Here is a 14,080-nt window from a genome sequence, read left to right as displayed (position 1 = left end):
ATCATAGCTAAATTTTACTTTATTAAATTTGAATGCTATTATTATAGAGTAATAAAAATGGAGAATAAATCTTATGAAAAAAACAATCCTTTGGTCAGCTACATTTTTGAGTTTATTTGCCTTAGCTGCCTGTTCAAATTCTAAAAGTTCTGAAAATCAGACCAAAAAAGAAACTACTTCTAGTTCTAAAGTTACCTCAAGTTCAAAAACTAGCAATAGTAAAAATTCTGCTACTCATTCTACGAGCCCTTCTGCTTCAAGCAGTCAAGCAAATACCAATAATTCTGAAAAAGTACAAAAAAGTTCTTCGCCTTTATCCGGATATAGCGCTGAACAGGTTGAGTATGCACGCGTAACCGAAACCCTTCTAAGTTATTACAAATATAATTATCAACCTGTTTCTATCAGTGTTACTAAAAATGGAGCTAATCACCAAGTCTTTCCTTTTTCTGGTTCTGTAGTTGTTCCTCAGGACACAGTAACATTATCTTTTAGTTCGGATAATACAATGGCTGGAACCACTATTGTTACTTATAGTTCTAATCATAATGGGTCAATCAATTTTTATAAAGACCCAAATCATTACCAAGACGAAAGATATCTTAAAGATTCTGCTTGGGTAAAAGAAGAATCTCAAAAACTATTGGACAGTAGCCAAACGCTTGCTATTCCAACTTCATTTGATGAACAAGCTGCTCAAATCATTTCTAAGATAGAAATTAAATAATAATAATTCATCTAATCTAAAAAACCTCTGATTATTCAGAGATTTTTTTGTATTCTTTGGTAAATCTTTGATGAAGTTCTTCTTTTTCTTCTTGACCAATAAAGGCGCCATCAATTGCGTAATGATTTATTTTTTCAAAATCAGAAAGAGAAAAATCTGGGTACCAAGCTGAGATTTTCTCATATTCTTTGCTTAAATTTGTAGCCGAAACCATTCGATTATCGGTATTTAATGTCACGTGTATTCCTTTGTCATAAAGTTCTTTAAAAGGATATTGCGCAAGCTCTGTCACCGCTTTTGTTTGAAAATTGCTAGTCGGAGCCATTTCTAAAACAATTTGTTTTTCAATCATCATTTTTTGTTCGGCTTCGGACAGATTTTTAGTCATAATTCCATGCCCAATGCGACTTGCCCCCATTGCGATTGAATCTAAAATATTTTGCTCACAGGCTGGACATTCTCCAGCATGAAGCGTCACATTGACACCCTTAATTTTCACATCATGAATCAAATCTACAAATTTTTCCTGTGGATAATTTAATTCGTCACCCGCCATATCAAATCCGACAAGATGTTCATCAGGAATCTTATCAAAAAGTGGCAGCAGTTTTTGTAATTTTTGAATTGGTTCTTGTTTTAAGCCACAAACAAGTGCATTTGCTCTTATATCAAAATCATTTTCTGCACGAGAAAGTCCAGCAATGACAGCCTCTACTGCTTCTTCAAGGGTTAGATTTTCTAAGAGATGTTGACTTGGAGCAAAACGGATTTCAATATATTTAATATTATCAGCAGCTGCCTGTCTGACAACATCATAAGCAGCTAACTCTAAATTCTTATAAGTTTGCAAAAGTGGTAAGACGAAATCAAAACGTTGCAGGTATTCTAGCAAATTTTTTGTATTTTCTGGGGCTTGTGCCTTTTCTAAAATTTCCTCATCGGACATTGTCATATGAATTCCAGCATTTTTAGCGAGTTCTTTAATGACTGACAAGCTAAGCGAACCATCAAGATGGCAATGAAGTTCAACTTTTGGCATTTGAGCAATAATTTCTGATTTAAGCACGAGTTTCTCCCTTTTCTTTTTCATCCAATATTATTCTACATCATATAAAAGATTTCGAGCTAAATAGCTCGAAGTCCTTCAAAAATGTATTTTTACTATTCTACGCTTTTTTGTGAGAAAAAGCAATTATCATCTTTACACTTTTAATTTATCTTGTGGATAAGATTTTTTTGGCTCAATTAAGCCTTTTTTTTGTAATTATCCCCAATTTATCTTAACTTATTCACAGTTTTTGGGGAAAAAGTGAAGAAAATGTGGATAAACTTCTTAATTCTTAATAAAAAACAAGCGGAATTTTTAATTTCCACTTGTTTTTAAGATTAATTTCCCTCGACATTTTCCACAACGATACTTTTTTGTATCAATTTTTCTTTGTCGAGGATAAAGTTGGCCGCAATTTTGACAGCTATAATAATATTTTATCTTCTTATCAATCACCGAAGGAGCATATCTTAAGCCACCAACTTGTGACAGAAGCCTTTTAAAATCAGCATCTCGATGTTGATAACCTCTTTTAGACCGAAACAGATGATAATGAGTTAATTCATGAAGTATCACTCCTTCAAAATCTTTAAGTTCAGCCATTTTAGGATTAAAATCAAGATGTAAATCTTTGGGAAAGAAACGACCACCAGTCGTCCGTAAGCGTTGATTCCATTTTGCTTCGTGGTCAAAGGATTGCTTAAAATATGTGAGTGATATTTCTTTTACTTTTGCTGTCAATTCTTGATTAGTTAACACTTTTCCTCCTTTGACAGGCTCGCACAGACGACTGTCAGTAAATTTTACTGACAGCTTCACCTAGCGAAACTAAAATTTGAAAAATATTTACTGACAGATTATTTTTCTCGTGGGTTCACTAAGGTTAAATTAATTTTCCCTCTTTGTAAATCGAGAGATTTAACCCAAACCGTTACAATTTGCCCTACAGCGACAACATCACTTGGATTTTTGACAAAGGATTTACTCAAATCAGAAACGTGTGCCAAGCCATCATTTTTAATTCCGATATCAATAAAGGCACCGAAATCGACAACATTACGGACCACACCTTCAAGTTGCTGACCAATTTGTAAATCTCCAGCTGACAAGACATCTTGTCTTAAAATTGGGGCATCAAAACTATCACGCAAATCACGGCCTGGTTTTTGTAAATCATTGATAATATCAGTCAATGTTTCCTGACCGAGACCAAGTTTTTCAGCCATTTCAGGAATATTTACTGACGAAAGTTTGGACAGCAATTCTTCGTTACTGACAGGTTTGTCAGCGGAAATTTCCGCCAAAAGTTGTTCCGTCACTTCATAAGATTCTGGGTGAACACCAGTATTGTCAAGGAAATTTTTACCTTCTGGAATTCTTAAGAAACCTGCCGCTTGTTCAAATGCTTTAGCTCCCAAACGTGGGACTTTTTTTAGTTCCGCTCTTGTTTTGAGTGCGCCATTTTCTTCACGATATTTTACTACATTCTGTGCCAAACTTTTATTAAGGCCAGCTACGTGTGAAAGCAAACTAGGACTGGCTGTATTGACATTAACACCAACTTGGTTAACTACTGTTTCCACGACAAAATCAAGATTTTCTGTTAATTTTTTCTCAGAAACATCATGTTGATATTGACCAACACCAATGGCTTTTGGTTCAATTTTTACAAGTTCAGCCAATGGATCTTGCAAACGGCGTGCAATCGAAATTGCTGAACGTTTTTCAACAGTCAATTCTGGAAATTCTTCACGTGCCAACTCACTCGCTGAATAAACAGAGGCTCCAGATTCACTGACAATCACATAATAAACATCAGAAAAATTATTTTCTTTGAGCACTTCTGCAACAAAACTTTCAGATTCGCGACTGGCAGTTCCATTCCCAATCGCAATCATATTCACACCATATTCTCGAATGAATTTTGCTAAATCTTTTTTCGCTTGAGCAATTTGACCTGCATTTGCTGGCTTCACAGGATAAATGACCGTTGTCATCAATAATTTACCTGTTTCATCAACAATAGCAAGTTTCGCTCCAGTACGGTAAGCAGGGTCAAATCCCATGACTACGCGGCCTTTAAGTGGAGCCACCAATAATAAATTTTTCAAATTTTCGCCAAAAACTTCGATGGCAGACGCTTCAGCTTTTTCTGTCAGTTCAGTCCGAATACTACGTTCCATAGCTGGAATCAATTTTTTCTTGACAGCATCTTTAATCGCCACTTGCATCATTGGATTATTTTGAGCGGCAAAACGGGCGGCAAAATAACGTAAAATTTTGTCTTCGTTATTTTCAAATTTTACTGACAGAATCCCCAATTTTTCACCACGGTTTAAAGCCAATACACGATAATTTGGTAATTCTGAAACTTTTTCTGAGAATTCATAATACATTTGAAAAACTTGCTTTTCATCAAGAGCATCTTTTTTCAAACTACTTGTCAGTAAACTATTGTTTTTGATTTCACCGGTCAGCCATGAACGCAAACGTGCATCTTCAGAAATCGCTTCTGCCAAGATATCCACGGCACCTTCCAAAGCTTTTTGAGGGCTTGTAAAATTCTCATTGACAAATTTTTCAGCTTCTTCATCAAGATTCGCTGAATTTTTTACAATCAATTGAGCCAAAGGAAATAAACCATTTTCCTTTGCAATCGTCGCTTTTGTTCGACGTTTTTCTTTGTAAGGCAAATATAAATCTTCAACTTCTGTCAGTTTTTCAGCAGCTAAAATTTGTTTTTTAAGCGAATCAGTCAACTTACCAAGCTCTTCAATTTTTGACAAAACAGCCGTTTTACGTTCTGATAATTTTGTCAGTAAATTATCTTCATCAATAATTTTTTTGATTTCAACTTCGTCAAGTGAACCTGTTGCTTCTTTACGATAACGCGCAATAAACGGAACTGTGTTCCCCTCTGCCGTCAATTCTAATACTTTTTCAACTTGTGAATTTTTGATATTCAATAATTCAGCAATTTTTTTAACATTTTTCACTTAGAAATAATCCTTAACTAGTTTTTGTCATCAATTTTAAAGGACAATGTCCTACCTCCATTTTACCAAAAAAGTCACAAAAAAATCGCTCCCAAACAGGAGCGATTTCAAAATGTAAATAAGAAATTACATCATTTTGTTATAGAATTCAACGATCAATGCTTCATTGATTTCTGGGTTGATTTCATCACGTTCAGGAAGACGAACAAGAGTTCCTTCAAGTTTATCAGCATCAAATGATACGAAGTTAGCGCGACCTTTAGTAGCTTCAACAGCTTCAAGGATTGCAGGAACTTTCATAGATTTTTCGCGAACTGAGATCACTTGACCAGGTTGTACGCGGAATGATGGGATATCAACGCGATTTCCGTCAACAAGGATATGTCCGTGGTTTACGAATTGACGTGCTTGACGACGAGTAGTCGCAAGACCAAGACGGAAAACAACGTTATCAAGACGTTGTTCAAGCAAAGTCATGAAGTTGAAACCAACAGTTCCTTCTTTAACTTTAGTTGCAGCAATGTACAAGTTACGGAATTGACGTTCAGAAAGACCGTATGAAAAACGAAGTTTTTGTTTTTCAGCCAATTGAAGACCGTATTCAGAAAGTTTTGAACGGTTGTTTGGACCGTGTTGTCCAGGTACGTAGTTACGACGAGCGATTTCTTTACCAGAACCAGAAAGTGAGATACCGTAACGGCGTGATTGTTTCCATGATGGACCAGTGTAACGTGACATAATTTATGTCCTCCAAATATTTTATTTGAAGAATATTGACAGCCTCGAATTCGTTCATTTTACCTTCGCTTATAGCTTCAGTTACTTGACACAAGAAGTATAATAGCTTACGCTCCCTGACATAACAGCAAAATGTTGACGAGCTTTCTAGCTGACTGCTATATTCAACTTTTCTATTATACCAAAAATCCTTATTTTGTCAATATTTTTCACATTAGAACAAGTGATTTAAATAAAAAAACTCATCTGCAAGAGATGAGTTAGAAAATCAAGAGATTAGGATTCAATTTTAATTAATCTAAAATTCCTAAACAAAAATTATTTTTCTTCTTTTTTAGCTTCTGGTTTTGGTGCAGTTCTTACGCCTACTGCGTTGAAATGTTTTTTACCGTTACGTTTACCAAATTTATGTGATTTATATGCCATGATGGCTCCTTTCATTTAATGCTCGCTTTTAGTAATTTTCTAAACTCACATTATCACTTGAATTTTATCATATCTTGATAACACTTTCAAGAATTATGGAAGATTATTTAATTTTGACATCAAAAAAACTCATCCACGAAAGATGAGTTAGGGTTAGTCGGTAATCGGGAAGACAGGATTCGAACCTGCGACACCTTGGTCCCAAACCAAGTACTCTACCAAGCTGAGCTACTTCCCGTAGCTAATATTAAATTTTTGAAACTTCTTTGTTCAGTATCTCCACTTATAAGAGTACTTGTAAGGTAAATTTGCTTCGCAAATTCCTATCCACAACCTCAAAGCATGCTTTGAGCTCTACCAAGTTGAGCTACTTCCCGGACATGAAGTGCTTATTGCGAAGTTCCAAATATTATTTTAGAATTTTTAAATTCTTACCGATACTTCTTTCATTTCATCTAAAATATCAGTATCAAACAAAAAAATGACTTTCGCCATATTCTGTTTATGCAAGCGGTAGGATTCGAACCTACAACCGCCTGATTCGTAGTCAGGTACTCTATCCAGTTGAGCCACGCCTGCGTTTCTCTCAAACGACTATATTAGTATATCAAGTTTCCCATAAGTTGTCAAGAATAAACTCATTGGATTTGTATTTTTTAGAATAAACCTTCGTTAAAGACGAATAAAAAGAGTAGAATCACTTCTCCTCTTCTTATTTTATTATCTACCAAAATAAACTTGTTGAGCCTTAGCTCCCCCATCTTGTACTGTTAGCAAAGTGCTGACCGTTACAAAGGTATAACCTTGCGCTTTCAAATTTTGAATAATCTGTGGCACCGCATCTACTGACCATTGGTGAATATCATGCATCAAAATGATTGCTCCATCATGAGCGTAAGTCGAAACATTTTGAACAACTGGAGCACTTGTACGATAACGCCAGTCATTAGTGTCAACAGTCCAATTAACTGCACTTAAATTTGTTTGACTTAAAACAGATTTATTATAACTTCCATAAGGTGGACGGAAGAGTGTTACGTTTTTACCTGTAATTTTATTAATTAACTGATTTGCACTCTCAATTTCTTGCTTTTGTTGGTCTGGTGAGAGTGTCACCAAGTCTTTATGGTCCCATGTATGCGAAGCGACTTCATTTCCTCTATCAGCTTCTTCTTTAATAATTTGGGTGCAGGCTTGGGCTTGTTTTCCTAAAGCAAAAAAGGTTGCTGGAACTTGTGCATCTGATAAAATTTTTAATAATTGAGGGGTCGTATTAGGGTTTGGTCCATCATCAAAGGTCAAAGCAATCAATTTTTTATTTGCATATTGATTTTGAACGTTCGCAATACGCTCCGCTTCTTTTTGACGTTCAATAAGTATTTGTTTGTCAGCATTTACTTGTTTTGCCAATGCTTCTTTGTCCGATTTCTCATATGGAGCCTTTAATAATTCTAAAGCCTCTTCAGAGCTTTTTATTCCTTCTTCACTTATATTTTCATGGGCTTTTGCAACAATCTGGTTCACTTTGTCAATCTCTGACAAATAGTTTGTCAATTGGCTCATGGATTTATCTAAAGAAGTTTTATCTTTAACATGAAGCTTATCAATTAACTTATGAGCCTGTTCAATATCGTTTGCTTTTCTTGAATCATAGGCCTTGTCTTTTGCATTTCTTGCCTCATCTACTTGTTTTTCATAAGCAATTTTTTGCTTTTGAACTCCTTGATCATAATAATAGGTTCCTACTCCCGCTACCACTATTAATAACGCACCTATAAGCAAGGTAAGCTTCCAAAAAGCTTTTTTTGCTCCTTTTGATTTTAATCTTCTTTGTTTCATTATTCTTCCCTAAATAACTTTTATCATTTCAAAAAAATTCAATTGTAACAATTTAACTACTGAATGATTTAAAAACTCTATCCTCCTATCTTAACATATCCATTCTTAAGATTAAAGCCATTAATTTATTGTTTTTTCATCTTCTGATAACCGATTCACTTTAAATTGTAAAAATTGGCTAATTGTATCAACAGCAAAATTGAGAACATGCTCGTCTGGATTCATTTTTTGTGAATGAAGGGGAGCATCACTATCAATTCCTAACCAGAACATGACTCCAGGAATTTTGCTCAAAAGGTAACCAAAATCTTCACCAGTCATGGCTGGAGCGATGTCAATAAGATTAGCCTTAGTTTCTTTTTTGAAAAAATCCATCAGTTCTTTAGCAAGTTCAGGATGATTTTCAACTGGAAGATAGCCGCCTTGTTTAAGTTTAAGCTCAATTTCCATGTTAAAAGATTGCGCGATTCCATTTGCAAGTTCTCTTAAACGTTTTTGGGTCAATTCATTGACTTCTTGGGTCAGACTCCGGATAGTTCCATGTAAAAAAGCACGTTCAGCGATAATATTATTCGTTGTCCCAGCCTCCATTTTTCCAAATGTAACCACTGCTGAAGCTAACGGATCCACATTACGGCTTACAATCGTCTGAACCTGAGTGATAAAATAAGCGGCTGCTACCAAAGCATCATTTGCTGTGTGAGGAAAAGCAGCATGTCCTCCTGTTCCAATAAAGGATAATTCAACTTCACAAGTCCCTGCAAAAAGCGTATGCTGATTCGTAGCGATATCTCCTACTTTTAAATCTGGTCTGACATGTAATCCATAAAATTCATCAGGAAGCCAATTTTCAAATGCTCCAGCATCATACATTAATTTTCCGCCCGCTTCATTTTCTTCAGCAGGTTGAAAGAGAAAGAGGAGATTATCTCTTGGTTGACTTTCACTCATTTTTTCCAATAAACCAAGAGCAACGGTCATGTGAATATCGTGTCCACAAGCGTGCATTCGGCCATTTTTACTAGCATAAGGTAAATCAGTTAATTCTTTAATAGGCAGACCGTCAATATCTGTCCGCCAACCAATTGTTTTTTGACCCTGACTTCCTGCTAGATAAACTAGAATACCGGTTTGCCATGTTCTCACTTGAATAAATGATTTATTTTGAGTCAGTTCTTGAATAATGGCTAGTAAATACTTTTGAGTTTCGTATTCTTCAAGACCAATTTCAGGAATTTGGTGAAGCTGCCGTCTGATTTCGATTAAATTTATCATATTTTTTCCTCGTTACTAAGCTAAATTTCAAAAGTTTTTTATTTATTTTACTCTTTTTTGGCTGTATATTGCTCTTTTTAGCAAAAAAACTTTTGCTAAGATTAACAAAAGTTCAGAAATAAGCTATTTCTTTAATTTTACAAATTTCTAAGGGCATCTTCTAAAGCCGTTTTTTGTTGTGTTTTTTCATCTATTTCTTTGATAATTCGAGCTGGAACACCAGCAACAACAACGTTTTCTGGAACATCTTGGGTAACAATTGCCCCTGCTGCAACAACAGAACCTGAACCGACTTGTACTCCTTCGATTACAACCGCATTAGCTCCCACAAGGACATTATCCCCAACACGAACAGGTTCAGCACTTGCAGGCTCAATAACACCAGCCAAAACAGCTCCAGCACCAATATGAGAGTTCTTACCAACCGTCGCACGACCACCCAAAATTGCCCCCATATCAATCATTGTGCCTTCACCAATTTCAGCTCCGATATTGATGATAGCCCCCATCATAATGACCGCACTATCGCCAATAGTTACTTGGTCACGAATAATTGCTCCTGGCTCAATTCGAGCATTGATTTCTCTGGTATCAAGGAGAGGAACAGCTGAATTTCGACCTTCAAGTTCTAGGGTGTAATCTTTATTCTCAGTCAATCCAGAAAGCAATGGACGTACTGCTTGCCAATCTCCAATGATAATTTTTAAGCTGTAATGTGTGTGAAAATCTCCCAGAACTTGGATTCCTTTATTGGCTAGTGCCTTAAAATTTGGACGCCCATTTTCAGCAAGAAAACCAGCTGCTTTAAAACTAGGCATTCCTGATAAGGTTACCTTGACACGTGTTTTTTTCTCAGCGTTCCCGATAAATTGAATTATTTCTTGTGCTGATAGTTTTTGTGCTTCCATTTTTACTCCATTCTAGGGTCATTCATTTATTGATGACACTTTATAGGCCTTTTTATGATTTTGTCAGTAAAAAATTTACTGACAGAATCATTTTACCTACAATATTATTGTTCTATATTATAGCAAATTATCGAATATTTGGAAAATTTTCAATTCTGCTTAAATAAAAAACAGCCGAAACTGTTTTTTTACTGACAGAACTGTCAGCATTTATTTTATAAAGTCAGAAAGTGCTTCTTTGTTTTTAGAAAATTTGACAAAAGTTCCGTCAGCAGATCTTTTCATAAATGTTGGAACGGTATCAACTTCGTGAGCTTTGCGAATCGCTTGTAATTCTGGATTGAGGTCTGTATTTTCTGTGTCAACGTAATAAATCGTCTGGTCAGCATAGTCGGGAAGAGCCTTAACAAATCTTCTGGTCCAAGGACAAGTGACACGTCCAAAAAGTACAAATTGGCCTTCTGTCAGCTCTGACAGACGTTCTGGCGCAAGTGGAATTAGTCCTTTTACATTTTCAAAAAATTCAGTGCGCATTTCTCCAGTGTAAGGTCTTTCGACCCATTCACCAATAACAATAAAGGTATTGTCCTCGGGAGCAATAAAAGAAAACATGAATCTTCCATCAACAGCTGGCGTAATTGGACTTACAGGAAGTCCAAGTTCAATGATTTTATCACGAATTTCATCAATTGTTTCTACTGAAATTGCTAAAGTTTCAGGATTTGGATCATAGGTTTCATTAAGTGCTACTTCATCTTCCAACCCTAATGCTTTCCAAAAAATTTCTGCATTTTCCAAGCTATTTACGTTTAAAGTAATCATTTTTTCTCCTCTTGAGCTTTTATTTAGGAAACTTTTGACCATAAAATAAGTAAAATTGTCATTATGATAATAGATACAACGAGCAAGCTATCTCGCATTTTCCATTTGAGTTGACGGTATTTTGTACGTCCATCTCCCCCTTGATAGCCTCTGCTTTCCATTGCGACTGCTAAGTCATCCGCACGGCGGAAAGAACTGACAAATAATGGAATTAAAATTGGAATGACTGATTTGATTTTTTTAAGTAAATTTCCTTCGCCAAAATCCATTCCTCTGGCTTTTTGAGCATTCATAATCATTGTTGTGTCATCCATTAATGTTGGAATAAAGCGTAAAGAAATAGATAACATCAAACCTAATTCGTGAACAGGGACTTTGATTTTTTTCAAAGGTCCTAAGCCTTTTTCGATTCCATCAGCCAAGGTCAATGGTGGCGTGGTCAGCGTCAAAATTGTTGACATAAAAATAATCAAGACAAAACGAAAGAAAATATAGACGGCATTAATCAAAGATTCAGTTGAAATTTTGATAAACCATAGACTAAAAATGACATGTTGACCATTAGTAAAAAGCATTTGGAAAATAACTGTGAATAGAATTAAACCAATCATTGGCCGTAGGCCTTTTAAAAAATAGGAAACTGAAATCTTGGATAATAAAACACCGGCTAAAGTGTAAAGCACTAAAAGAAGATAACCTAACCAATCGTGAGCCAAAAAGATAATGACAACAAAAGCAATCATCACCAACAATTTTGAACGCGGATCCATGCGGTGAATGATACTATCACCTGGAATATAACGTCCCATCAGCATATTTTGCATCAGTTTTCACCTCCTGATTTTACTGACAGACTTGTTAGTAAATTAACAAGTTCAGCTCGTGTGATTGGCAATTTTTCAAAAGTATAGGCCCCTGTTTTTTGAAGTTGGTCAGCAAAATGAGTCGCTTTTGGCACTCCCAATTCATGTGCTTTCAAAAAATCAACTTCTTGAAAAACATCTGACGGAGTACCGCAGCTGATAATATGTCCTTTTTCAATAAGATAAACATAGTCAGCATAATCAGCCACGTCATCCATTAAATGAGTGACTAAAACAACGGTTTGACCCGTTTGATGAATACTCTCAAAAAGTTGCATCATCTCAATTCTAGCTTTTGGGTCTAGGCCTGCTGTTGGTTCATCAAGTACCAAAACTTCTGGTTCCATCGCGAGAATCCCAGCAATGGCCACACGACGCATTTGTCCTCCTGAAAGTTCAAAAGGAGATTTTTCCCAAAATTCTTTTGAAAGGCCAACCATTTCCAGTTTTTCAGCAGCAATTTTCTCAGCTTCTTCTTTTGAAATTCCAAAGTTTTGTGGTCCAAAAGCGACATCTTTTAAAACCGTTTCTTCAAAAAGTTGGCTTTCAGGAAATTGAAAGACTACACCCACTTTTTTGCGGACAGGTTTAATCTCTTTTTGTTTACTTGTTGAAGTGACAACAATATCACCTACTCTAACCGTCCCTTGTGTAGGTTGCAACAATCCATTCAGATGTTGCAAAAGTGTCGATTTACCAGAACCAGTATGCCCAATCAAAGCCGTGTAACTTCCTTTTTTGACTTCTAAATCAATGTCAAAAAGGGCACGACTGGCAAAGGGACTGTTGGGCTGATAAGTATAATTTACTTTTTCAAATTTAATCATTTTTCTTTTTTCTCAAATCCAATAATATCCATTTTTTCATTAATATGTGTCAAACTCCCAGTAACTTGATAACCAAGTTTTTCATAAAAATGGATGTTGCCTGCTTCTTGCAAAATAGTTGATAGTTCCCACCCATCTTTAGGATGGTACATCTGTTCAAGTTTTTTTATGGTCATTTGACCCAAACCTAGATTTTGATAATCTGGTAAAATGCCAAAGTCTCCGATATGAATTTTATCTTGACCTTCAAAATCCCAAGTCACATGAGCTAGACGAACAATACCTACAATTTTTTCGTCAAATTTAATAAAAAATAAGCTCATAAATTCTTTATCAAACCATCTGTCAATTTTTGTTATGGGAGTGTTTGCTGGGTTAATCTCATCATCATGATACTTTTTCAAATAGGGACTAAAAATGAACTGATAGAGTTTCAAAACATGGTTTGATTGACTTTTTTCCACTTTTACAAGTTCAATTTTCATGACCAAATCTCCTTTGTTACTGACAGAAATTCTGTCAGTAAATTTAGCGCAACTTATCAGCTAAAAGCTCTACCAATTCGTCTTCTGACAGATACTTTTCTGGTAAATCAAAGCCATTTTTTCGCAGGTCTTTCATTAAATTTGAAGAGAAGGGAACATCTAGTCCAATTTCAACCATATCCTCACTCGTTGCAAAGAGTTCAGACGGTGCCGCTTCCTTAATTATTTCTCCTGCTTTCATCACTAAAATTCGGTCAGAGCTTGCTGCTTCATCAAGGTCATGAGTAATAGATAAAACGGTCAGTTGATATTTCTCTTTAATTTCATGAATCACGCGCATAATTTCTTGACGCCCGGTCGGGTCAAGCATTGAGGTTGATTCATCAAGAATAATGATTTCAGGTCGCAAAGCAATAATTCCGGCCACAGCTACCCTTTGCTTTTGTCCACCAGAAAGTCTCGCGGGTTCGCGGGTTTTGAAATCAAGCATATTGACAGCAAGCAAAGCTTCGTCAACCCGTTTAATCATCTCTTCCCGTGGAATTCCTTGATTTTCCATACCAAAAGCGACATCATCTTCAACTGTTGCCCCAACAAATTGGTTATCCGGATTTTGAAAAACCATCCCAATCTTTCGACGAAGATTCCAGACATTTTCAGCAGTCAAAAGTTCTCCATCAATTTTGACTTTTCCTTCAAATTCTTCAAAAAGACCGTCAATCAGTCGAGCAGTTGTCGATTTACCAGAACCATTTTGGCCAATAATCGAAACCCATTCTCCTTTTGTAATCGAAAAGGAAACCCCATTAAGCTGATTTACATCGCTTTCTTTTTCATATTTAAAAACTAAATTTTCTACTTCGAGAATTTTATTCATAGCCCTTATTATACCAAATTTTAGACACTTTTAAGCATTTAGTTTTATATTTCTACTAAAAATGACATTCTTTATCGCCAAAACAAAACATTCAAAAGTCATTGCTAAACGAGAAGGGATTTTGTTATAATATTAAGGTAATCGGAGAAGTGTCCGAGTGGCCGAAGGAGCACGCCTGGAAAGTGTGTATACGTCACAAGCGTATCGGGGGTTCGAATCCCCTCTTCTCCTTTATAAAATTCATATTCT

At 35.8% G+C, this 14,080-nt stretch carries 13 protein-coding genes and 3 tRNA genes; 2 read left to right on the top strand and 14 right to left on the bottom strand.

The genetic code is table 11. The features are described 5' to 3' along the window. Positions 1 to 73: 73 nt before the first annotated feature. A complete protein-coding gene (locus tag ACRYLU_RS01450; protein ID WP_179884587.1) occupies positions 74 to 727 on the top strand; it encodes a hypothetical protein in 654 nt (217 codons plus the stop codon). 31 nt (positions 728 to 758) lie between these two features. Here the strand turns inward: ACRYLU_RS01450 and add are convergent, their stop codons facing one another. From add to ACRYLU_RS01380, 14 genes are all read right to left on the bottom strand, one after another. After that, positions 759 to 1,817 carry an adenosine deaminase gene (gene add / locus ACRYLU_RS01445; protein WP_080739819.1) on the bottom strand — a complete coding sequence of 353 codons (1,059 nt, stop codon included), beginning with the start codon at positions 1,815 to 1,817 and terminating at the stop codon, positions 759 to 761. Positions 1,818 to 2,090: 273 nt separating this feature from the next. Then, the gene (locus ACRYLU_RS01440) at positions 2,091 to 2,534 is read right to left on the bottom strand and encodes a SprT family protein (protein ID WP_445081102.1); all 444 of its coding nucleotides are present in this window, start codon (positions 2,532 to 2,534) and stop codon (positions 2,091 to 2,093) included. Between the two features lie 98 nt (positions 2,535 to 2,632). After that, positions 2,633 to 4,771 (bottom strand): Tex family protein, encoded by a 2,139-nt coding sequence (locus tag ACRYLU_RS01435; protein WP_445081101.1) that lies wholly within the window; start codon positions 4,769 to 4,771, stop codon positions 2,633 to 2,635. A 126-nt stretch (positions 4,772 to 4,897) separates the two neighbouring features. Then, positions 4,898 to 5,509: a 30S ribosomal protein S4 gene (gene rpsD, locus ACRYLU_RS01430; protein WP_015425755.1), complete on the bottom strand. Its 612-nt coding sequence runs from the start codon at positions 5,507 to 5,509 to the stop codon at positions 4,898 to 4,900. A 590-nt stretch (positions 5,510 to 6,099) separates the two neighbouring features. Then, a tRNA-Pro gene (locus ACRYLU_RS01425) sits at positions 6,100 to 6,173 on the bottom strand. Between the two features lie 267 nt (positions 6,174 to 6,440). Then, positions 6,441 to 6,514 (bottom strand) — tRNA-Arg (locus tag ACRYLU_RS01420). Between the two features lie 141 nt (positions 6,515 to 6,655). Next, positions 6,656 to 7,774 (bottom strand): polysaccharide deacetylase family protein, encoded by a 1,119-nt coding sequence (locus ACRYLU_RS01415; RefSeq protein ID WP_445081100.1) that lies wholly within the window; start codon positions 7,772 to 7,774, stop codon positions 6,656 to 6,658. 120 nt (positions 7,775 to 7,894) lie between these two features. Continuing rightward, positions 7,895 to 9,049, bottom strand: coding sequence for an N-acetyldiaminopimelate deacetylase (locus ACRYLU_RS01410; RefSeq protein ID WP_445081099.1), 1,155 nt, complete (start codon positions 9,047 to 9,049; stop codon positions 7,895 to 7,897). Positions 9,050 to 9,186: 137 nt separating this feature from the next. Continuing rightward, a complete protein-coding gene (gene dapD / locus ACRYLU_RS01405) occupies positions 9,187 to 9,957 on the bottom strand; it encodes a 2,3,4,5-tetrahydropyridine-2,6-dicarboxylate N-acetyltransferase (protein ID WP_010905260.1) in 771 nt (256 codons plus the stop codon). 210 nt (positions 9,958 to 10,167) lie between these two features. After that, positions 10,168 to 10,779, bottom strand: coding sequence for a hypothetical protein (locus ACRYLU_RS01400; protein ID WP_058204960.1), 612 nt, complete (start codon positions 10,777 to 10,779; stop codon positions 10,168 to 10,170). A gap of 23 nt (positions 10,780 to 10,802) precedes the next feature. Continuing rightward, a complete protein-coding gene (locus tag ACRYLU_RS01395; RefSeq protein WP_004255779.1) occupies positions 10,803 to 11,603 on the bottom strand; it encodes an energy-coupling factor transporter transmembrane component T family protein in 801 nt (266 codons plus the stop codon). Next, positions 11,603 to 12,469, bottom strand: a complete 867-nt coding sequence (locus ACRYLU_RS01390; protein ID WP_058204961.1) for an energy-coupling factor ABC transporter ATP-binding protein — start codon at positions 12,467 to 12,469, stop codon at positions 11,603 to 11,605. Before ACRYLU_RS01390 ends, ACRYLU_RS01395 begins: the two co-directional genes overlap by 1 nt. Beyond that, positions 12,466 to 12,954 carry a GNAT family N-acetyltransferase gene (locus tag ACRYLU_RS01385; RefSeq protein WP_058204962.1) on the bottom strand — a complete coding sequence of 163 codons (489 nt, stop codon included), beginning with the start codon at positions 12,952 to 12,954 and terminating at the stop codon, positions 12,466 to 12,468. The genes ACRYLU_RS01390 and ACRYLU_RS01385 overlap by 4 nt, the downstream gene beginning before the upstream one ends. A 43-nt stretch (positions 12,955 to 12,997) precedes the next feature. Next, the gene (locus tag ACRYLU_RS01380; protein ID WP_004255784.1) at positions 12,998 to 13,831 is read right to left on the bottom strand and encodes an energy-coupling factor ABC transporter ATP-binding protein; all 834 of its coding nucleotides are present in this window, start codon (positions 13,829 to 13,831) and stop codon (positions 12,998 to 13,000) included. Positions 13,832 to 13,974: 143 nt separating this feature from the next. Between ACRYLU_RS01380 and ACRYLU_RS01375 the strand changes: the two genes are divergently transcribed. Beyond that, positions 13,975 to 14,062 (top strand) — tRNA-Ser (locus tag ACRYLU_RS01375). The last annotated feature ends 18 nt before the right edge of the window (positions 14,063 to 14,080 follow it).

This window comes from Lactococcus sp. KTH0-1S (assembly GCF_052544945.1).
This window is presented reverse-complemented; position numbering and strand designations above follow the sequence as displayed.